Consider the following 19,967-nt stretch of genomic DNA (forward strand, 5'->3'; position numbering starts at 1 on the left):
GCTTACCCCGGCTTTTCAAGGTCTTGGGTTAAAACGACACCAGGGACAGTCCGCTAAACGACATCATCCGTTTAGCAGCCTGTCCCTCTTTGCATTCCCGGAGTCCTGATTGAAAAAGCAACAAACCGCCACCGTCGCCGATATCTTCGCCAGCGCGCTGGCAACCTGCGGACCACAAACCGGCGAGACGGTCGGCATCGCCCTGAGCGGCGGCCTCGATTCCTCGGCCCTGCTGCACCTGGCGCATGCCTGGGCGCAAGAGCATGGCATGGCCTTGCACGCCTTCCACGTGCATCACGGCCTGAGCCCGAATGCGGATGCCTGGCTGGCGCACTGCGAGCAATTGTGCGCAGGCATGGGGATTGCCTTCGAGGCACGCCGTGTCACCCTGGGAAAGAATGCGAAGACGGGCACGGAAGAGGCGGCCCGCAAGCGCCGTTACGCGGCCCTGGGCGAACTGTGCGCCGCGCACGGCGTGCGCCTGCTGCTCACGGCCCACCACCAGGATGACCAGGCCGAGACGGTGCTGCTGCAATTGCTGCGCGGCTCCGGCACGGCGGGCTTGTCGGGCATGGATGGCGCCAACAGTGCGCCCGAGTTGCTGGGCAACCCTGACCTGGTGATGGCGCGCCCCTTGCTGCCCGTGTCGCGCAAACAGCTGGAAAGCTACGTGGAAAAACATGCGATCGCGCACATCCACGATGAATCGAACGACGATCCCCGCTTCGCCCGCAATGCCTTGCGGCATCAGGTGATGCCCGTGCTGGCGCAGGCGTTTCCCGGTTTCCAGGAGCGCTTCGCCCGCAGCGCCCAGCATGCGCAATCGGCGCAGCGCCTGCTGACGGAACTGGCGACGCAGGATCTGGCGGCGTGCCTCGACGGCGACTGCATCGAGCTGGCGAAATTGCGCGAGTTGAGCGCGGACCGCTGCTACAACCTGCTGCGCCACTGGTTCGGCACGCGCGGCTTGCGCATGCCGTCGACGGCGTGGCTGGCGGAAATGCTGGCGCAGTTGCTGGAAGCGCGGCCCGATGCGCAATTGCTGGTCACGCACCCCGAATGCCACGTGCGGCGCCACCGCGACCGTTTATATCTGACGCCGAAGCTCGATGACCTTGCCGGCATGCGCGAGCGTGACGACGCGGGCATTCCCGGCCTGGAAAAGGCCAGCCAGCAATTTAGCTGGCAAGGCGAAGCCAGCCTGGCCTTTCCCGCGTATGGCGGCGTGCTGCATTTCGATGCGGTGGAAGAGGGCGGCCAAGGTATCGATATTGCCTGGCTGCAATCTCAAACCTTGACGATAGACTTCCGCCAGGGTGGCGAGCGCCTGAAACTGGCCTTGAACCGCCCCACCAAGAGCTTGAAATGCCACTACCAGGCGTTCGACGTGCCCGCCTGGGAGCGCGCACGGCTGCCCCTTGTCTGTGCGGCGCAACAATTGCTGTTCGCGGCCGGTATCGGCCTCGATTGCCATTGCCTGAGTCTGCTGGACCGTCCCCGTGTCGCCTTGCGCTGGGTCTCCTGCTGAGCGTAGGGCCAGCCGCCACGGCCACTCTCGGGGTGGCCGCCAAGCGGCTGCCCAAGCCAGCTGGACTGCATGGATTGGTTATTTCCATATGCGCAATCGGTATGAGCTAATGCGCTTTTTAGCTTGTTATTTTGCATTGCGGCATGTAGAGTAAAGCCCTCCTTTTTTATTCTTCTTGAGCGGAAACTTCACTCTTATGGCTTTAATCGTCCACAAATATGGCGGTACGTCGATGGGCTCGACTGACCGTATCAAGAATGTCGCCAAGCGCGTTGCCAAGTGGCACGACGCTGGGCATCAAATCGTGGTGGTGCCATCCGCCATGTCGGGCGAAACGAACCGCCTGATTGGACTGGCCAAGGAAATCATGGATCAACCCGATCCCCGTGAACTTGACATGATCGCCTCGACAGGCGAACAAGTGTCCGTCGGCCTATTGTCGATGGCACTGCTGGCGATCGGCAAACAAGCCGTATCCTATGCTGGCTGGCAAGTCGCGATCAAGACCGATTCCGCCTTTACCAAGGCACGCATCCAGTCGATCGATGACGAAAAAGTCAAACGTGACCTCGATGCGGGCAAGATTGTCATCATTACCGGTTTCCAGGGTGTCGACGAACACGACAACATCGCGACCCTGGGCCGCGGCGGTTCGGACACCTCGGCAGTGGCGATCGCCGCCGCCATGAAGGCGGCCGAATGCCTGATCTTCACGGACGTCGACGGCGTCTACACGACCGACCCGCGCGTGGTCTCCGAGGCGCGCCGCCTGAAGACCATCACCTTTGAAGAAATGCTGGAACTGGCTTCGCTGGGTTCCAAAGTGCTGCAAACGCGTTCGGTGGAATTCGCCGGCAACTACCGCGTGCCCACGCGCGTGCTGTCGTCGCTGACCGACCCGATGTTGCCGCTGGAAATAGAAGCCAATTCAGGCACCCTGATTTCGTTTGAGGAAGATACAAACATGGAACAAGCAGTCATCTCCGGCATCGCCTTCAACCGCGATGAAGCCAAAATCACCGTGCTCGGCGTACCCGACCGTCCAGGCGTGGCGTACCACATCCTGGGACCGGTGGCGGATGCGAACATCGAGGTCGACATGATCATACAGAATCAGTCGGTCGACGGTAAAACGGACTTCACCTTCACCGTCTCGCGCGGCGAGTACACGCGCGCCTTGGCCGTGCTGGAAGCGAACCGCGAATCGCTGGGCGCGGCCAGCATCACGGGCGACGCGAAAGTGTCGAAACTGTCCGTCGTCGGCGTGGGCATGCGCAGCCACGTTGGTGTCGCCTCGCAAATGTTCCGCACCCTGTCGGAAGAGGGCATCAACATCATGATGATCTCCACTTCCGAGATCAAGATCTCCGTGCTGATCGATGAAAAGTACATGGAACTGGCCGTGCGCGCGCTGCATAAGGCGTTCGAGCTGGAAAAAGCTTAAATATCCAAAAAAATTGCCCCACGCCCTTGACCAAAGGGGGGGCAGTCGATATTATGACGTTCGTCGCTGCAGCGCAGTTAGCTACAGAGACATAGTTGAGTAATCAGCTAGGAGACGTGGCCGAGTGGCCGAAGGCACATCCCTGCTAAGGATGCATACGGCTTATACCTGTATCGTGGGTTCGAATCCCACCGTCTCCGCCAGAATCAAATAAAAAAGCCTCCCCTGCGGGAGGCTTTTTTATTTGTCTGGACGGAACGGTGGGATTCGAAGACGGAGCGCCCTAAGGGGCGCGAGGCTATCCGAATCGCCATTCTGCCGCGCCCCGCGCGGCCCCGCTGGCCGCGCAGCGGCCCGCGCCGTCCCCTCATCTCAAGCCGTAGCGGCCAAAATCACCGCTTCGCCTCCCGCTCCAGCGTATCCCTGCCAATAATCTTCAAGCTCGTCCCGCCCTTGAACGGCAACGTTTCCTCGCCAGCGTCAGATGCGGCGCCGCCGCCGATCCGGATCCCCGCCGAGACGCCGATTTCGGCCGTCACGTCGACGAATTCCTTGCGGAACAGCAGCAGCTCCGTATGCTTGATGATGCTTTGCAGCGCAATCGACTGGCCCGGCGCGATGGTGGTAAAGGCACGCTTGAGCGCATGGTTCGCCAGGCCCGTCTTCAGGACCTGGCTTTGTTCGCTCACGTTGTCGACCAGGCGCAGGTTGGGGCCGCGCTGCTGGATGTAGTCGAGCGGATAGCCGACGGCCGCGCTGCCGGTATTTTTGATGACGACCTCGATGCGCATGTCGCTGCCCGTGAAAATGCAGGTCGGATTGTCGAGGCAATGGGCGCTAACGGAAAGTACGTCGTTCGGCATGGCGTGTCCTGTGAGGTGTAGGGAGGTTGCAAACAGCCCGGTTACGAGCCATTGAGGATGATATCGCATTTGATTTTCCGTCCTATTTTCGCCCGCAGCAATTCTTGTACTTCGATGGCGATTTGCCAGCCGTGCCGCTTGAGGACAATCACGGAGCCGTAGGCACTCATGATGTTGGCAACTGCCGGGTCCGGTTCCGCGCCGTCCGCCAGGGCCGGCACGGGCGCATCCCAGCTGCCGTCGGGCTTCATGTACTTGACGGTTTCGTCATCGCCGTCGACATAGGAATATTCGTCCGGTATGCCATAGCAATGGCCGAATTCATGCGCATGGGTTTGCCCGTTGGTGGCCATCGATACGTCGATCACGGTGCCGGTCACGCCTTCACGGTCGTAGCGTTTGTGGATCTGCATGGTGTAGTGCTCCCTGCTTTCCACGTACTCCACGCGGTAGACGATGGGCAGGATGCGCGTGCCGCATTCCGGATCGACGATCTCCATGCGGAATTTATTGTTCCAGTGCTGTTCCAGGCCCGTCCTGGCGACTTCCTTGACGTACTTGATGACGGCGGCGCGCTGCTTGGCCCGCGTGGCGGCCTGTGGGGTGCCCTTCTCGCGCGCTTCCAGCGCCTGGTCTTCGGCCGACAGCACCGTCACCACCTTGACGCGCAATTCGGCGATGATGCTGGTATTCGACTTGACGGGCACGTAGATCTTGTAGCGCACGGTGTCGAAATAATTATGCGGCGCGCCATTGGTGCCGAAAGTATTGTTGTAGCGCGGCACGCTGGAGACATCGATCTCCTTTTCGTAGTCGGCGATCCAGCAGGCGGGGCGCTTGATCAGCACTTCCTTGCGCTGCTTGTTGTCGACGGGGCTGGTGCTCGACGTACCCGTTTCCTTGAATTTTGGCTCGGGCTTGGGCGGCGCCTTGGCCGTCGTGCCGGGCGCGGGCGCCTTGGCGCGCGTATCTGGCGCGGGTGCGGGCACAGGGCTGTCCGGTGTCTCGGGCAACTCGCCCGGCGATTTGAGCAGTTCGATCACCAGTAGCTCGACGGCGGCAGCCGCCACGATGTGGGTCAAGCCCCTGGCGTCCGTCATGCCCGTTTCGATGCTGCCGTCAGCGCGCTTGACGCGGTACGGCTGGCGCGGCATCAGTTCGCCCGTGTCGCGGTCTTTCAGCACGAAGCCTTCGTCGAACAGTTTCAAGCGGCTGTCGGGCAACGGCGGCAGGCCGGCGGCGACGCTGGCGCCGCCGTTGAAGACATGCTGCCCGCCCTTGACCGTAAAATGACCGGGGCAGCGGAAGGTGATGTCGCCGCCTTCGAGCGTGATCGACGATTGTCCCGCCTGCAGGACGATTTTCTGGTTGGCCTTGATGTCGATGCTGTCGCTCACGGAGATCACCGTGATGGCTTGATCGGCGAGGATTTCCAGCTGGTCGGTATGCGCTTCGAGCGAGACGGGGCCGTTGCCCGCGACGGCCTTGATGCCGCCTTCCTGGCTGAACAGCGTGGCCGCGTTGGCCGCCACCGAGGCGACCGTCTGGCCAGCCGTCATGTGCAGGTCGGCCTGCGCCGTCCAGTGCAGCTGCTGGCCCGCGAACAGCACGGTCGACGCGGGCGTGGCCCAGTTGATGCTGCTGGGCGACTCCATCACCACCAGCGGCTGGGCGTAGCGTTCCACGGGCTGCGCCGCATCGGGCGCGCGCGTGCCGCTGCCCGCCTTGCTGGCTTCCTGGCCGCCGACAGCGGCCTGGTACTTGCCATCCTGTTGCGGGTCGATCTGCGTCGCCATGTCCAGCTGTGCCTGGTTCGCATCCTTGCTGACGAGGGCGTTTTGCTGGCTAGCCGACGTCGCCACCGTCTTGCTCAGTTCACAGGCGCCGCGCAGCAGGGCCAGCGCTTCCTTCGTGTCGAGCTGGCTCGAGGTCACGCCGGCGCCCTGGCGCGCGCGCGCCGTGGTCGAGATCAGCATGCCTTCGCCGGCGCGCAGCATGGCCCAGGCATCGGTGCGCAGTTCAAAGCCGCTGCCGCGGTAGCTGCCCCGTTGCGCCGAGCTGGCGCCTTGCTGCACCAGGTAGCCCAGATTGAGCTCGGTGGCGGCGCTGCTCGAAGCGAGCCGGGTGCGCAGCTGGCCCTGGGTATCGTCGAGTACCCACTGGTTGTAGCCGGCGCCGTCGAAATTGTGGCTGTGCATGCCCGACAGGACGCCCGCGTGGTTGACGCCCGAATCCTCGCCGGCCGCATACGGCGGCGTGTCGCTGCCCGTGTAGAGCTGGGCGACGACCAGCGGGCGGTCCATGTCGCCTTCGATGAAGTCGACCAGCACTTCCGTGCCGAGGCGCGGCGTGAATTGCGAACCCCAGTTCGGGCCGGCCAGCGCTTCGGCCACGCGCACCCAGGCGCCGGAGGCCTCGTTGCCGGGCGCGTTGCCCTGCGCGTCGGTATTGTGCGCCAGGCCGCCCGGATTGGCGGCGCTGCCGCGCTGCCAGGCGAACTGGATGCGCACCTGGTGGTCGCGGCCCGTGGTGGCCACGCTGTCGGCCAGCCCCACCACCAGCGCCGTCTGCGGGCCCAGCGCCACGGCCGGCGCGCGCGCGGCGGTGGCGCGCGGCACGATGGCCACGCTGGTGCGCACGCAGCCGAAGCGGTTGCGGTAGGTGCCCGGTTCGATCTGGCCGGCGATCCAGTCGGCCACGCCGCCCAGGCCGGCCTTCTTGGCCAGCGTCGACAGCATGCCGCCCAGGCCGGCGCCGGCTGTTCCCGCATTGTTGCGCGCCTGGTGTTCGGCCCACAGCACGGTGAAGGCGTTGGCGCCATCGGCATGCTGTTCGTGCTGCAGCAGGCGCATGGCGTGGCCGGCGGCCAGGCGGCGCACGGCGCCGGCGCCGTCGAACTGCTTGTTGTCCAGTTCTAGCGCTTGCAGCATGCGCTCGCTGTGCGGCCCGGCCGCCGCGCGGTCGGCGTGCCGGCGTTCGCCAGCGCCGTCATACACGGCCAGCTGCGGCAATTGTCCCGCCTCCAGGCTGGAAACCTGCTCGGCGGCGGGCGCCGTCACCTGTTCCGGATGCCAGCTGCTGATGCTGACGGCATTCGACCGCACCTGGCGGCGCGCGCCGAAGCGGTCGATGGCGTCGTCCGTATCGGTGGCGCGCACGCCGTGAAAGCGCATGTCGGCGCCGCCCGGCGTCTGCGGCGCGGTGGCTTTGCTGTCGAAGATCACCAGCTTGTGCCTGGCCTGCGCGTTGCCATCGCCGCCTTCCTGCGCGCCGCCGGGCTGGTCGTGCTCGAAGCGCCAGCTCAGGCCTTCCGCCGCCAGCAGGCGCGTGAAGAATTCGAAGTCGCTTTCGCGGTACTGGGTACAGATGGCGCGCGTGGCCAAGGCCTGGCTGACGTCGAATTCGAAGCGCAGCTGCGGGTAGTCGGCCAGCAGCTCGGTGACGATGTCGCGTGCGTTCTTGTCCTGGAAAATATAACTGTCGCGGCGCAGCTGCAGCAGGGCCAGGGCCGGCTCGAGGCGCAGCCGGTAGCGCGCCACGCCGCCGTCGGCGCCGATCCAGGCGCAATCGGTGCAGATGCCGTGCCAGGCGCGCTGGCTGCCGTCGGGCTGCAGCAGGCACAGCGTCATTTCCTCGCCGATGAAGGAAGCCAGGTCCAGGCTGGCCGCGGTGCTCAGGGCGTCGACCTCGAAGCGGAACAGTTCATTGACGGCCTCGCGGCCCTCGAACTGTTCCGCCATCAGCGATTCCGGCTGCCCGGACTGCTGCGCCGTGGCCAGAGTGATGAGCCGCGCATGCTGGCTCAGGCCTGTGCCGAACTGGCCCGTCGCTGCGGGACTTGCTTGTGCGCCGCCCATCACGGCAGGGTAATGCTCAGGTTAGCCACGCGCGGCGCCAGCTTGACGATGTCGTTGTAGGCATTGATCTGCGCTTGCGTCTGTTTGGCCAGCATGGTGCGCAGCCCCAGGTAGCCCATGGCGCAGATCAGGGCGAACACCGAACACAGCACCCAGACCGGCACGTTGTTGCGCAGCTTGTGGATGATCTGGTCGGGCCGCTCCGCATGCGGGGCGAAGCCGGTTTTCTTGCCCTTCATCTGGGCGATTTCGTCGCCCAGGCGCGCCGTCAGGTAGTTGAGTTTTTCCGGGCCTTCGAGGATGTAGCGGCCCTGGAAACCCAGCAGCAGGCACATGTGGAAGACTTCGAGCGCCTGCAGGTGCGCGCTGCCGCGCGCGCGCAGCGCTTCAAGACGGATGAAGAAGTTTTCGCCGGCCAGCTGGTCGCCGAAGAGCACCAGCTGCAAGGGCCGGCGCGCCCATTCGTCGCGGATGCTGTAGGGCGAGCGCAGGATGATTTCATCGACGGCCGCGCAGAACGCATATTTTGCGGCGTCGATGTCGTCCGCCGACGCGCCCTGTTTTTTCGCGCCGCGGCTGAACTCATCGAGGAAGTGCGTCATCTTGCTGATGAAATCGGCATTGTCTTGCGGCCCGCTGCCGTTCTTCAGCATGAAGAGGGCGTAAAAGCCGTCGTACATCAAGTCCATCAAGGTGTGTTCGGTGCCGGGACCGGCAGCCATGCTGGAGGCATAGGCGGCCTGGCCGCCGGACATCAGGGAAGGGGTAGCGCTGGAGTGCATCGTTGGACCTCAGGAAGTGACGGCGACAAGTTCGAGTTTCAGTTCACGCATGCCGGACGGGACATACACCAGCAGCGACTGCGCCTGCAGCATGCGTTCGTACATCTGCCCCTTGGCCTCGATGGTGAAGTAAAACATGTCGGGGCGCACCGGCACGGCGGCCGGCACCTGCGGCGCATGCTGCAGGCGCACTCCGGGCAGGGCGGAGAGCACGAATTTTTCCACGTCGTCCGGTGCGCCCACCTTGAAGCGCAGCGGCACCACGTCGACCAGTTCCACGCCGGCCATGTCGGCCGACACGCCCAGGTAGAACGCCGTCTTGGCATCGATCTTTTCCGAGTCGAGCTTGCCGTGATGGTAGGACGGTTTGGTTTCCGTCAGCGCGATGGCGAAGTATTTCGACGAGATCACGGTGTCGAGCAATTCGCGGATCATGGCGTGCAGCTGGGCGAACGCGGGACCGGGATCGGCATGCCGGTACGGCGGCAGGTCGGCCAGCGCATGGCTTCTTGAAAAGGTCATCAGGCCGCCCGCCAGGCCCAGCAGCTGTTCGTACAGCCGCTCCGGATGCAGGGCCGGATGATGGAAATAATGGCTGAGCGAGGCGTAGGCCGCGCTGGCCGTATGCAGCAGCCAGAACGAGGACATGTCGCCGGAGCGGAACTCGATCACGCTCTTGCTCGGCTCGCGGTGATGCCCATACAGCGCGTTGACCTTGGCTTGCAGCGCGTCGATCAGGCGGCGCAGCTGCAGGAACAGCAGGGGCGCGCTGCGGATGGACAGGCTGGGCGGCACGAAGGCCGGATCCTGCTCGAAGCCGCCCGTCGACAGGCGCCGCAGGCGCAGCAGGGGGAAGCTGACGTAGGAATCGCGCGGTTCGGCATCGGCGACCAGGCGCAGGGTTTTTTTCAGGTAGGTCAGTTCGGCCTGCGCGGCCTGGGTGTACAGGTCCGGCGTGCTCAGATTGGCCTGGGCATAGCGCGCCGCGTTGTTGGGCTGGCCGCTGGCGGCGAAGTTGCCGCCGAATGGCTTGAACGCCGGCAAGGCGGCGTGAAAGGTCACCGATTGCAAGGACGACGGCACGTTGCCCAGGTCGAGCGCGTCGGGCAGTTCATCGCTCCCGGCGGCGTTGTAGATTTCGCCGTCCTGGAAGACCAGCGACAGTTCCAGCAGGCGCAAGCTGTTGTTGGCCAGCGCATCGCGGTCGATCTGCAACTGGTTCACGCCCCACGCATACGGATGCAGCGCCTTGACGCTTTCGTGCAGGCGCTGCTCGTGGTACTGGTCTTGCTGCTGGAAATGCTGGGGCCGCAGGAACAGCCCTTCGCCCCATAACAATTTGTTTGCCATGCTCATGGATTGCCCTCTATGCCAGACACAGTGAGGCGCGGCAGCGACTGAAAATCATGCTTCGCATCGCGCAAGGTGGTGCTTTTTTCGCAACTGCAAGAACCTTAACATTATCTTGAATAATGGCGCGTACTGTACGTTTTTGGCGTGAGTAGTGTGAGTTTTCGCGTATTTTCTATTGAACGCAGTATTTTTTCAAATCATGCTACGCTCCGAAAAATAGATAATTAGCAACTATAAAAAGCAACTTTTCAGTCCGCCAAACAGTCTTCTTTTTTGAAGGAAAGCCCAACATGACACGCTCGGTTTCGCTACGCACGCTTGCAGTAATCGCCTGTGCTTTTGCCCTCAGCGCCTGCAGTACGGCGCCGGTGGCCAAAGCGCCGCCCGCCGCGGCGCCGCCGACGCTGGAGGAGCTGATGGCCAAGGCCACGCAGGCCGTGGACACGGGCAACAAGGCGGCGGCGCTGGCGCTGTGGCAGGAGGCCGCAGCCGCCGCGCCCGCCGACAAGCAGCCCTGGGTGCGCATGGCGCAAAGCCGCTACGATGCCGGCCAGTATGGCGAAGCCATCCTCAACGCCCAGGAAGTGCTGGTGCGCGATCCTGCCGACAAGCTGGCCAACAGCGTGATCGCCATCAGCGGACTGCGCCTGTCGACGCGGGCGCTGGCTGACCTGAGCCGTCAGAACAACCTGTCCGGTCCGCTGCGCGCGGAATCGCAGGATCTGGCCAAGCTGCTGCGCGAGAGCCTCGGCGAAACCGTGCTGGTGCCGCCGCCGGACAAGCCGCCCGTGCGCCAATCGCGCAAGCAGCCAAGCAAGCGCACTGCCGACGAGGGCAGCGCCAATCCATTCAATGCCCTGAAGTAGTCAGCCAGGCACAGCTACGCCGCAGTTCAACAGGCGCATCGCCGATGCCGCCAATATTTGGAAGGGGATGTCATGTCGAAGAAAGATAGTGTGCAGAAGCGCTTGCAAAAGGTACGCCCGCCACGCGTGCAGATGACGTATGACGTCGAGATCGGCGACGCCATCGAAAACAAGGAGCTGCCCTTCGTGGTCGGCGTGGTCGGCGATTTCGGCGGCAATTCCGAACTCGAACAGAAGCGCCTGAAGGACCGCAAGTTCGTCGATATCGACCGCGATAATTTCGATGAAGTGATGAAGGGCATCGAGCCGCGCGCCACCTTCCGCGTGCCGAATGAACTGGGCGCCGGCGGCGACCAGTTCGGCGTTGAACTGAAATTCCGCTCGATCGCCGATTTCCGCCCGGAAGCGGTGGTCGGGCAGGTCGAGCCGCTGCGCAAGCTGCTCGAGGCGCGCACCAAGCTGGCCGACCTGCGCAACAAGCTGGCCGGCAACGACAAGCTGGAAGACATCCTGAATGACGTGCTCAACAGCACGGAAAAACTGGCCCAGCTGGAACAACATTCGCACGTCAGGAAAGATTGATATGTCCGCACAACTGACCCCCGCATTGAGCGCCGCCGGCGCCGCCGAAATCGATTTGCTCGACCAGATCGTCGAGCAGAGCAAGGTGGCCAAGTCCAGCGTCGAACACGCCCGCGCCAAGGATCTGATTTCCGAACTGGTGAGCCAGGTCATGGATGGCACGGTGGTGGTATCGAACAACCTGGCCGCCACCATCGACGCCCGCGTGGCCGAACTGGACCAGCTCATTTCCGCGCAGCTCAGCGCCATCATGCACGCGCCCGAATTCCAGAAGCTGGAAAGCAGCTGGACGGGCCTGCATTACCTGGTGAAGAACACGGCCACCGGCACGAACCTGAAAATCAAGCTGATGAACGCGACCAAGCGCGAACTGGTGAAGGATTTCCAGAGCGCGCTGGAGTTCGACCAGTCGACCATGTTCAAGAAGGTCTACGAAGAGGAATTCGGCACCTTCGGCGGAGCGCCGTTCGGCACCTTGCTGGGCGACTTCGAATTCAGCCGCCAGCCGGAAGACATGTATTTCATCGAACAGATGTCGCATGTGGCCGCCGCCGCGCACGCGCCGTTCATCTCGTCCGCGTCGCCGGAACTGTTTGGTCTGGAAAGCTACAGCGACCTGGGCAAGCCGCGCGACCTGGCCAAGGTATTTGACACGGTCGAGTATGCAAAGTGGAAATCCCTGCGCGAATCGGAAGACTCGCGCTACGTGGGCCTGACCTTGCCCCGCTTCCTGGGCCGGCTGCCGTTCAATCCGCTCGATGGCGCCACCGTCGACGGCTTCAATTTCGTCGAGGACGTCGACGGCACCGACCATCAGAAATACCTGTGGTGCAATGCCGCCTACGCGTTCGGCACCAAGCTGACGGCCGCCTTCGAGGATTACGGCTGGTGCGCGGCGATCCGCGGCGTGGAGGGTGGCGGCCTGGTGGAAGACTTGCCGACGCATACCTTCAAGACGGACGAGGGCGAGGTGGCGCTGAAATGCCCGACCGAGATCGCCATCACGGACCGCCGCGAAAAGGAATTGAGCGACCTGGGCTTCATCTCCCTCGTGCACTGCAAGAACACGGACTATGCCGCGTTTTTCGGCGCCCAGTCGGCGCAGAAGGCGAAAAAATACAATACCGACGCCGCCAACGCGAACGCCGTGCTGTCGGCGCAGCTGCAATACATCTTCGCCGTGTCGCGCATCGCCCACTACATGAAGGCCATGATGCGCGACAAGATCGGCAGCTTTGCCGCCGCCTCCAACGTGGAAGATTTCCTCAACCGCTGGCTGACGCAGTACGTGCTGCTCGACGATAACGCCAGCCAGGAACAGAAAGCCCAGTTTCCGCTGCGCGAAGCCTCGGTGCAGGTGGCGGAAGTGCCGGGCCGGCCCGGCGTGTACCGCGCCGTGTCCTTTTTGCGTCCGCATTTCCAGCTGGACGAATTGTCCGTTTCACTCCGTTTGGTCGCGGAGCTTCCGCAGTCGACCAAATCGTAATGTATTTTTCTTCACACCCTTGAAAGGAATGACATGGCAATCGACGTATACTTGCAAATTGATGGCATCAAAGGCGAATCCACGGATAACAGCCACAAAGATTGGATCGAATGCAAGTCGGTCCAGTGGCAGGTGTTGCAACCCAAATCGGCGACCGCCTCGACGGGCGGCGGCCATACCGCCGAACGTACCGAGCACAAGGATATCGTCATCGCCAAGATGGCCGATCTCGCCAGTCCCTTGCTGCTGCAGACTTGCTCCTCGGGCAAGACCATCCCGAAAGCCAAGCTCGAGTTCCTGCGCGCCGATGGCCAGGGCGAGCGCATCAAGTACTTCGAAATCGAACTCGAGAACGTGATGATCAGCAGCGTGGCGCCATCGGTGGCCGCGGGCGACATACTCGGCGAAGACCTGGCGCTCAAGTACTCCAAGGTCAAGTGGAAATACACCCAGCAAAAAGTGGGCGGCGGTTCGGGCGGCAACACCTCCGGCGGCTGGGATCTGTCGGCCAACAAGACGGCCTGATCGTACCTGACCGCGTACGCCAGCGGCGCGCTGCCGCCGCTGGCTTTCCTGGCCGCCGGCAGCGGCGTCCACGCCAGCCATGAAACGGGAAACCCATGAAAGGTTTTACGCCGGGCCTGTTCGACCGCCTGATGGATACGCCCGTGCACGGCGCCTCCAGCGGCACCGTCTCGCGCCTTTCGCTCGAGGACTTGAAAGACACCGTGGCGCGCGATCTCGAAGCGCTGCTCAACACGCGCGCCGTGCTGCCCGAGGCGCTGCTCAAACCCTTTCCCGAATGCGGCAAGTCGATCATCACGTACGGCTTGAACGATTTCGCCGGGCTTAGCCTGTCGAGCACGGACGACCGCGCCTATATCTGCCAGTGCCTGGAAAAGGCCATCGCCCGCCACGAGCCGCGCTTGCGCCAGGTACGCGCATCGCTGGAAATCGAGGAAGGCTCGATCAACCGCCTCAATTTCGCCATCAGCGCGCTGCTGGTGGTGCATGCGGCGCACGAACCGGTCAGCTTCGACGCCATCCTGCAGCCTTCCAGCCTGCATTACACGATCAGCAAGGGACGCCGCGCCGCGTCCACGGGAGCCTGAGCTTGGACGAATTGCTGCCCTATTACGAGCGCGAACTGGGTTTCCTGCGCCGCTATTCGCGCGAGTTTTCCGAGCGCTACCCGAAGATCGCCGGTCGCCTGCTGATGGGCGGCGAAGTGTGCGAAGACCCGCACATCGAGCGCATGATCCAGTCGTTCGCGCTGCTCAATTCGCGCATCTCGAAGCGCATCGACGACGATTATCCCGAATTTACCGAAGCGCTGTTCGAAGTGCTGTATCCCCATTACCTGCGGCCTTTTCCCTCGTGCTCGATCGCGCGCATGGATTACGCCGCCGCCGCGGCGCAGCTGACGGCGCCGGCGGAAATCGCCCGCGGCACGGAGCTGACGACGCGCCCCGTGAAGGGCGTGGCCTGCACCTTTCGTACGGCCTACCCCGTGACGGTGGCGCCGCTGGCGCTCACGCACGCGGCTTTTTCCGCCATCATCGAGGCGCCGGAACAGGTGCTGCTGCCGGCGAATGCCACCTCGGGCGTGCGCATCACCATCGAGTCGAGCGCCGCGCAGCTGTCGCCGGGCCAGCTGGGACTGGCGTCGCTGCGCGTGTTCATCGATGGCCAGCCCTCGTTTTGCGCGGCGCTGCGCGACGCCCTGTTCATGCGCACCGTGAAGGCCTACGCCGAGGCGGACGGCAGCGGCAGCTGGGTCGCGCTCGACGGCATTCCGGTGCGCAGCGCCGGCTTTGCCGAGGACGATGCGCTGATCCCGTTTTCCGCCCGCTCGCATCCGGCCTACCGGCTGCTGACCGAGTATTTCTGCTTTCCCGAAAAATTCAATTTCTTCGACATCGACCTCGGCGCGCTGTGCGCCGCGCTGCCGTCCGGCTGCCGCCGCATCACCTTGCACCTGGCGCTGAGCGGCTTGCGCACCGATTCGAACACGGCGCGCCTGCTGGGGACGATGAACACGCACAATCTGCTGCTAGGCTGCACGCCGGTGGTCAACCTGTTCCGCCAGCGCGGCGAGCCTATCCGGCTCACGCACACGGCCGCCAGTTATCCCGTGCTGGCCGATGCGCGCCGCGCCTATGCGTTCGAGGTGCAGTCGATCGACTCGGTCAAGCTGGTGCGGCAGACGCCGCAGGGCGAATCCGTGGTGGAATTTCGTCCCTTCTATTCGCTGCGCCATGGCGAGACCCCGGCCAGGGATGGCCATTACTGGGTCATGCGGCGCGACGAGATCCTCGCCGGCAAGAGTCCCGGCTACGAGACGCAGATCTCGATCGTCGACATCGATTTCGATCCGGCCGCGGTGGAAACGGACACGCTCAGCCTGGAGCTGAGCTGCACCAACCGCGACTTGCCGGCGCAGCTGACCTACGGCTTGCACGGCGGCGACCTGTTCCTCGAAGGCGGCTCCAGCGTGCGCAGCATCAGCCTGCTGCGCAAACCCAGCGAGTCGCACCGTTTCGAACGGGGACGGGGCGCCCACTGGCGCTTGATTTCGCATCTGGCGCTGAATCACCTGTCGCTGGCCGGCAGCGGCCTGGAAGCGTTCCAGGAAATGCTGACCCTGTACGACTTGCCGCGCTCGGCCACTTCGCAGCGGCAAATCCGCGGCATCACGGCCATCGCCCACCAGGCCGTCAATGCCTGGCTGCCGGGCAATCCCTTCGCCTGCCTGGTGCGCGGCGTCGAAGTGCGGCTGACGATAGACGAAGAGGCCTTCGTCGGCAGCGGCATCCACGCCTTTGCGCATGTGATCGAGTGCTTCCTGGGCTTGTATGTGCATGCTAACAGCTTCACGCAACTGGTGGTGCTGGCAAAAAAATCAGGAGAGGAGCTGTGGCGATGCAAACCACGCAGCGGCGATTCCAGCCTAGTGTAATCGAGCGCCTGTTTGCCCAGCCTTGCCGCTTCCAGTACTTCCAGGCGGTACGCATGCTGGAGCTTTGGCTCAGGCGCAATGGCTTGCCGCACGACGATGCGGTGGCCAGCTTCCTGCGCTTCCAGAATTCCGTTTCGCTCGACTTCGCCCCCAGCCAGATCGAGGCGCTGGCGCCGGAACCGCGCGAACTGTCCACGGACGCCAGCGCCCTGGGCTCGGCGCTGTGCGGCGGGCAGCTGAAATACGTGCGTGTCACGCCGGCCTTCATGGGCTTTCTCGGCGTCGCCGGCGCGCTGCCGCTGCACTATACGGAACGCATCGCCACGCACCAGCTGTATGAAAAGGACGAGGGGCCGCGCGCCTTCCTCGACACGTTTTCGAACCGCGCCCTGGCCCTGTTCTATGAAGCGTGGCGCAAGTACCGGCTGGAGCTCAAATACCAGCTCGACGGCAAGGACCAGTTCCTGCCGCTGCTGCTGTCGCTGGCGGGGCTGGGCAACGCCTCGCTGCGCCAACGCCTGGCGGGGGACGGCGCCGGCGTGCTCGATGAATCGGTGGGCTACTTTGCCGCCGCCATGCGCCACCGGCCGCCGTCGGCCGTGCTGATCGGCCAGGTGCTGTCCGAGTATTTCGGGCAGCGCATCGCCGTCAGCCAGTTTGTCGGCTGCTGGTACGACGTGCCGCGCGAGCAGCAAAGCACCTTGGGCGGCAGCAACGCCCTGCTGGGCGCCACCGCCATGGTCGGCGCGCGCGTCTGGCAGCGCGACCTGCGCCTGCGGCTGACCATCGGCCCGCTGGCCCGCTGCCACTTCGACGCCTTCCTGCCTGGCGGCGCGGCCGCCCTTGCGCTCGAGAAGATGCTCGCCATGTTCACCGGCTTGTGCCTGGAATACGAAGTGCAGCTGGTGCTGCGCGCCGCCGACGTGCAGGGCATTGCGCTGACGGTGCCGCGCAGCGGCGGGCGGCTGGGCTGGGACAGCTTCCTGATCACCGGCGGCGAGGCGCGCGACCGCGCCGATGTCCGCTATGAATTGCATGCGCCGGCCTGAGCTCGCGCTTCTCCACCGATTTCGCCAACCATTACCCGACAAGGACCGCCGCCCCATGAGCATCAACCTGAAAACCCTGATCAGCAAGTTGAACGACACCTGCCGCACGGCCGCCACGCGGGCGGCCAGTCTTTGCGTCGGCCTGGGGCAGTATGAAGTCGACCTGGAGCACGTCTTCCTCGCGCTGCTGGAGCAGCCGCGCAGCGATTTCGTGCTGATTGCCCGCAGGAGCGGCGTCAGCGTGAGCATGCTGGAAGCGGATTTGCGCGCCGAAGTGGCGCGCCTGCAGACGGGCAACACGCGCACGCCCGTGTTTTCCGTGCGCCTGCCCAAGCTGTTCGAGCATGCCTGGCTGATCGCTTCGCTCGATTTGCGCGCCGGGCGGCAGGTGAGCATCCGCAGCGGCCACCTGCTGCAGGCGCTGCTGACCGAGCCGGAACTGGCGCAGCTGGCCTACCGGGGCTCGGCGCTGTTCCACGAATTCAAGCTCGACGAGATCAAGCACGGGCTCGACAAGCTGACCGAGGGGTCGCAGGAAGCCGGCGAGGCGGCGACGGGGCAGGAGGACGCGGGCGACGCCGGCGGCGATCCCGTGGGGGAACTGGCCGGTGCGGCGGCGTCGAAAACGCCGGCGCTGGACCAGTTCACCGTCAACCTGACGGCCCGCGCGCGCGCCGGCAAGGTCGATCCCGTGATCGGGCGCGACATGGAAATCCGCCAGGCGATCGACATCCTGATGCGGCGGCGCCAGAACAATCCCATCCTGACGGGCGAGGCGGGCGTCGGCAAGACGGCCGTGGTGGAGGGCCTGGCGCTGCGCATCGTGCAGGGCGACGTGCCCGACATTTTGCAGGGTGTGGAAATCCACACGCTGGACATGGGCCTGCTGCAGGCCGGCGCCAGCGTCAAGGGCGAGTTCGAGAACCGCCTGAAAAACGTCATCGCCGAAGTGGGCAAGAGCGCGCACGCCATCATCCTCTTCATCGACGAGGCGCACACGATGATCGGCGCCGGCGGCAGCGCCGGCCAGAACGATGCGGCGAACCTGCTGAAACCGGCGCTGGCGCGCGGCGAGCTGCGCACCATCGCCGCCACCACCTGGGGCGAATACAAAAAATATTTTGAAAAGGATGCCGCGCTGGCGCGCCGCTTCCAGGTCGTCAAGATCGAGGAACCGAGCGAAGAGCTGGCGTGCGCCATGTTGCGCGGCATGGCGCCGCTGATGGAACAGCATTTCAAGGTGCGCATCTTCGACGAGGCGATCACCGAAGCCGTGCGCCTGTCGCACCGCTACATCGCCGGCCGCCAGTTGCCGGACAAGGCCATCAGCGTGCTCGATACGGCTTGCGCCAGGGTGGCGCTGGGGCAGAGCGCCACGCCGGCCCTGCTCGACAGCGTGGCGCGCCGGCGCGAGCGCATCGATGCGGAAGCCTCGGCCCTGGCGCGCGAGGAGAGCGGCGGCGCGCGCCACGGCGCGCGGCTGCAGCTGCTCGACACCGAACGCGGCGCCGCCACGCAGGAACACGCGCAGCTGGCCGCGCGCTGGGACAGCGAAAAGGCGCTGTCGGAACAGATCCAGGCGATCCGCCGCCAGCTCGAGGAGGGCACGCCGGCCGACGCGGGCCAGGGGCGCGAGCTGCTGGCGCTGCAGGCCGAACTGGCGTCGCTGCAGGGCGAGACGCCGCTGGTGCCGGTGCAGGTCGACGGCCACGTGGTGGCGGAAATCGTCGCCGGCTGGACCGGCATCCCGCTGGGCAAGATGGTCAAGGATGAACTCAAGACGGTGCTGCGGCTGAAGGATTTGCTGCAGGAACGCGTGCTGGGCCAGCCCCACGCGATCGAGGCCGTGGCGCAGCGCGTGCGCACGGCGCGCGCCAACCTGGACGACCCGGACAAGCCGAAGGGCGTGTTCCTGTTCGTCGGCCCGTCCGGCATCGGCAAGACGGAAACGGCGCTGGCGCTGGCCGACGTGCTGTATGGCGGCGAGCGCAAGCTCATTTCCATCAACATGAGCGAATACCAGGAAGCCCACAGCGTGTCGGGCTTGAAGGGTTCGCCGCCCGGCTATGTCGGCTATGGCGAGGGTGGCGTGCTGACCGAGGCCGTGCGCCGCAATCCGTACAGCGTGCTGCTGCTCGACGAGGTGGAAAAGGCGCATTCCGATGTCATGGAGCTGTTCTTCCAGGTCTTCGACAAGGGCGTGATGGACGATGCCGAGGGACGCGAGATCGATTTCAAGAATACCATCATCATCCTGACCTCGAACGTGGCGTCGGCCAGCATGATGCAGGCGTGCCTGAACCTGCCGCCAGAGCAGCTGCCGACGCCGGAGCAGCTGGAGCTGGCCATCCGCCCGCAGTTGCTGAAGGTCTTCAAGCCCGCGTTCCTGGGGCGCCTGAAGGTGATCCCCTTTTATCCGCTCGGCGACGATGTGCTGGCCAGTATCATCGGCCTGAAGCTGGGCCGCATCGCCGCGCGCATCGCCGCCAATCACCAGGCCGAGTTTATCTACGACGAGGCGCTGGTCGAGGCGGTGCTGGCGCGCTGCACCGAAGTCGATTCGGGCGCGCGCAATGTCGACAATATCCTCAATGGCAGCCTGCTGCCGGAAATCGCCGAAGCCGTGCTGGCGCGCATGGCCGAAGGGCAGGGCATCAGCCGTATCAAGGCCAGCGCCGGCAAGCAGCGCCAGTTCCGGTATACGATCAAATAGGCGGCAAGCCGCTTCAGTGGCCGCTGCCGGGCGCGATGCCCAGCAGCTCCTCGATGTGGGCCAGCGAGGCGCCGTCCTTGACCACGCCGCGCAGCCATTCGTGCAAATTCTGTTCGCCCGCGTTGGCGGCCTTGTCGGCGAAGTACGAGACGGGGCTGTGCGGCTCCGTCTGGCGGAAGTACTGCGCCACCTGGCGCAGCTGCGCCAGCGCCTGGGCGCGGCTTTGCAACTCTCCGGGCGCCGCCGGCGGCAGCGCCGGCACGGCGGCCGGTGCCGCCAGGCCGCCAGCCGGCACCGGTGCGGCGGCGACGCTGGCGGCAGGGATGGCGACGGCCGCGGCGGGCAGGGCCAGCTGCATCGCCTGCAGCGCCTCGCGCGCCAGCGAAAAGCCCGGACTATCCTTGCCCAGGCGGCTATCGGCGGCCTGTTCCAGCTCGGCCAGCGCGTCCAGGCAGAACTGGGCGTCGGCGGCAAAGGCGGCGCGG

The 19,967-nt window shown here is 64.7% G+C and carries 14 protein-coding genes, 1 tRNA gene and 1 pseudogene; 11 read left to right on the top strand and 5 right to left on the bottom strand.

The genetic code is table 11. The features are described from left to right. The first annotated feature begins 109 nt into the window (after positions 1 to 109). From tilS to HWE17_RS26745, 3 genes are all read left to right on the top strand, one after another. Positions 110 to 1,528, top strand: coding sequence for a tRNA lysidine(34) synthetase TilS (gene tilS, locus HWE17_RS26735; protein WP_176390870.1), 1,419 nt, complete (start codon positions 110 to 112; stop codon positions 1,526 to 1,528). Between the two features lie 196 nt (positions 1,529 to 1,724). Next, a complete protein-coding gene (locus HWE17_RS26740; RefSeq protein ID WP_035817435.1) occupies positions 1,725 to 2,972 on the top strand; it encodes an aspartate kinase in 1,248 nt (415 codons plus the stop codon). 110 nt (positions 2,973 to 3,082) lie between these two features. Beyond that, positions 3,083 to 3,175 (top strand) — tRNA-Ser (locus tag HWE17_RS26745). Positions 3,176 to 3,364: 189 nt separating this feature from the next. Here the strand turns inward: HWE17_RS26745 and HWE17_RS26750 are convergent. The 4 genes from HWE17_RS26750 to tssK are packed head-to-tail and all read right to left on the bottom strand — an operon-like array spanning position 3,365 to position 9,830. Further along, complete coding sequence (locus HWE17_RS26750; protein ID WP_176390871.1) at positions 3,365 to 3,835, bottom strand: hypothetical protein; 471 nt, start codon at positions 3,833 to 3,835, stop codon at positions 3,365 to 3,367. Between the two features lie 41 nt (positions 3,836 to 3,876). After that, positions 3,877 to 7,692 carry a type VI secretion system Vgr family protein gene (gene tssI / locus HWE17_RS26755; protein ID WP_176390874.1) on the bottom strand — a complete coding sequence of 1,272 codons (3,816 nt, stop codon included), beginning with the start codon at positions 7,690 to 7,692 and terminating at the stop codon, positions 3,877 to 3,879. Then, entirely contained in the window at positions 7,692 to 8,474 is a 783-nt protein-coding gene (icmH, locus tag HWE17_RS26760; RefSeq protein WP_035817440.1) for a type IVB secretion system protein IcmH/DotU, read from the bottom strand. The genes tssI and icmH overlap by 1 nt, the downstream gene beginning before the upstream one ends. A 9-nt stretch (positions 8,475 to 8,483) precedes the next feature. Then, positions 8,484 to 9,830 (bottom strand): type VI secretion system baseplate subunit TssK, encoded by a 1,347-nt coding sequence (gene tssK / locus HWE17_RS26765; protein ID WP_035817442.1) that lies wholly within the window; start codon positions 9,828 to 9,830, stop codon positions 8,484 to 8,486. A gap of 287 nt (positions 9,831 to 10,117) precedes the next feature. On the opposite strand from tssK, the gene HWE17_RS28845 reads away from it, so the two are divergent. From HWE17_RS28845 to tssH, 8 genes are all read left to right on the top strand, one after another. Further along, complete coding sequence (locus HWE17_RS28845; RefSeq protein ID WP_255206403.1) at positions 10,118 to 10,693, top strand: hypothetical protein; 576 nt, start codon at positions 10,118 to 10,120, stop codon at positions 10,691 to 10,693. 72 nt (positions 10,694 to 10,765) lie between these two features. Then, a complete protein-coding gene (gene tssB, locus HWE17_RS26775; protein WP_035817446.1) occupies positions 10,766 to 11,275 on the top strand; it encodes a type VI secretion system contractile sheath small subunit in 510 nt (169 codons plus the stop codon). A gap of 1 nt (position 11,276) precedes the next feature. After that, the gene (gene tssC / locus HWE17_RS26780) at positions 11,277 to 12,761 is read left to right on the top strand and encodes a type VI secretion system contractile sheath large subunit (protein ID WP_035817448.1); all 1,485 of its coding nucleotides are present in this window, start codon (positions 11,277 to 11,279) and stop codon (positions 12,759 to 12,761) included. Positions 12,762 to 12,794: 33 nt separating this feature from the next. Further along, positions 12,795 to 13,286 carry a type VI secretion system tube protein Hcp gene (locus tag HWE17_RS26785; protein WP_035817450.1) on the top strand — a complete coding sequence of 164 codons (492 nt, stop codon included), beginning with the start codon at positions 12,795 to 12,797 and terminating at the stop codon, positions 13,284 to 13,286. A gap of 95 nt (positions 13,287 to 13,381) precedes the next feature. After that, on the top strand, positions 13,382 to 13,873 hold the full coding sequence (gene tssE / locus HWE17_RS26790) for a type VI secretion system baseplate subunit TssE (RefSeq protein WP_035817453.1): 492 nt from the start codon (positions 13,382 to 13,384) through the stop codon (positions 13,871 to 13,873). 2 nt (positions 13,874 to 13,875) lie between these two features. Next, on the top strand, positions 13,876 to 15,720 hold the full coding sequence (gene tssF / locus HWE17_RS26795) for a type VI secretion system baseplate subunit TssF (protein ID WP_035817455.1): 1,845 nt from the start codon (positions 13,876 to 13,878) through the stop codon (positions 15,718 to 15,720). Further along, on the top strand, positions 15,684 to 16,769 hold the full coding sequence (gene tssG, locus HWE17_RS26800; RefSeq protein ID WP_176390872.1) for a type VI secretion system baseplate subunit TssG: 1,086 nt from the start codon (positions 15,684 to 15,686) through the stop codon (positions 16,767 to 16,769). The genes tssF and tssG overlap by 37 nt, the downstream gene beginning before the upstream one ends. Before the next feature lie 55 nt (positions 16,770 to 16,824). Further along, the gene (gene tssH / locus HWE17_RS26805) at positions 16,825 to 19,482 is read left to right on the top strand and encodes a type VI secretion system ATPase TssH (RefSeq protein ID WP_176390873.1); all 2,658 of its coding nucleotides are present in this window, start codon (positions 16,825 to 16,827) and stop codon (positions 19,480 to 19,482) included. A gap of 13 nt (positions 19,483 to 19,495) precedes the next feature. Here tssH and HWE17_RS26810 read toward each other — a convergent pair. Then, positions 19,496 to 19,967 (bottom strand): annotated as a pseudogene (locus tag HWE17_RS26810) (type VI secretion system protein TssA); the annotation flags it as partial.

The sequence above is a fragment of the Janthinobacterium sp. BJB401 genome (genome assembly GCF_013372745.1).
Lineage (GTDB): Bacteria > Pseudomonadota > Gammaproteobacteria > Burkholderiales > Burkholderiaceae_D > Janthinobacterium > Janthinobacterium rivuli.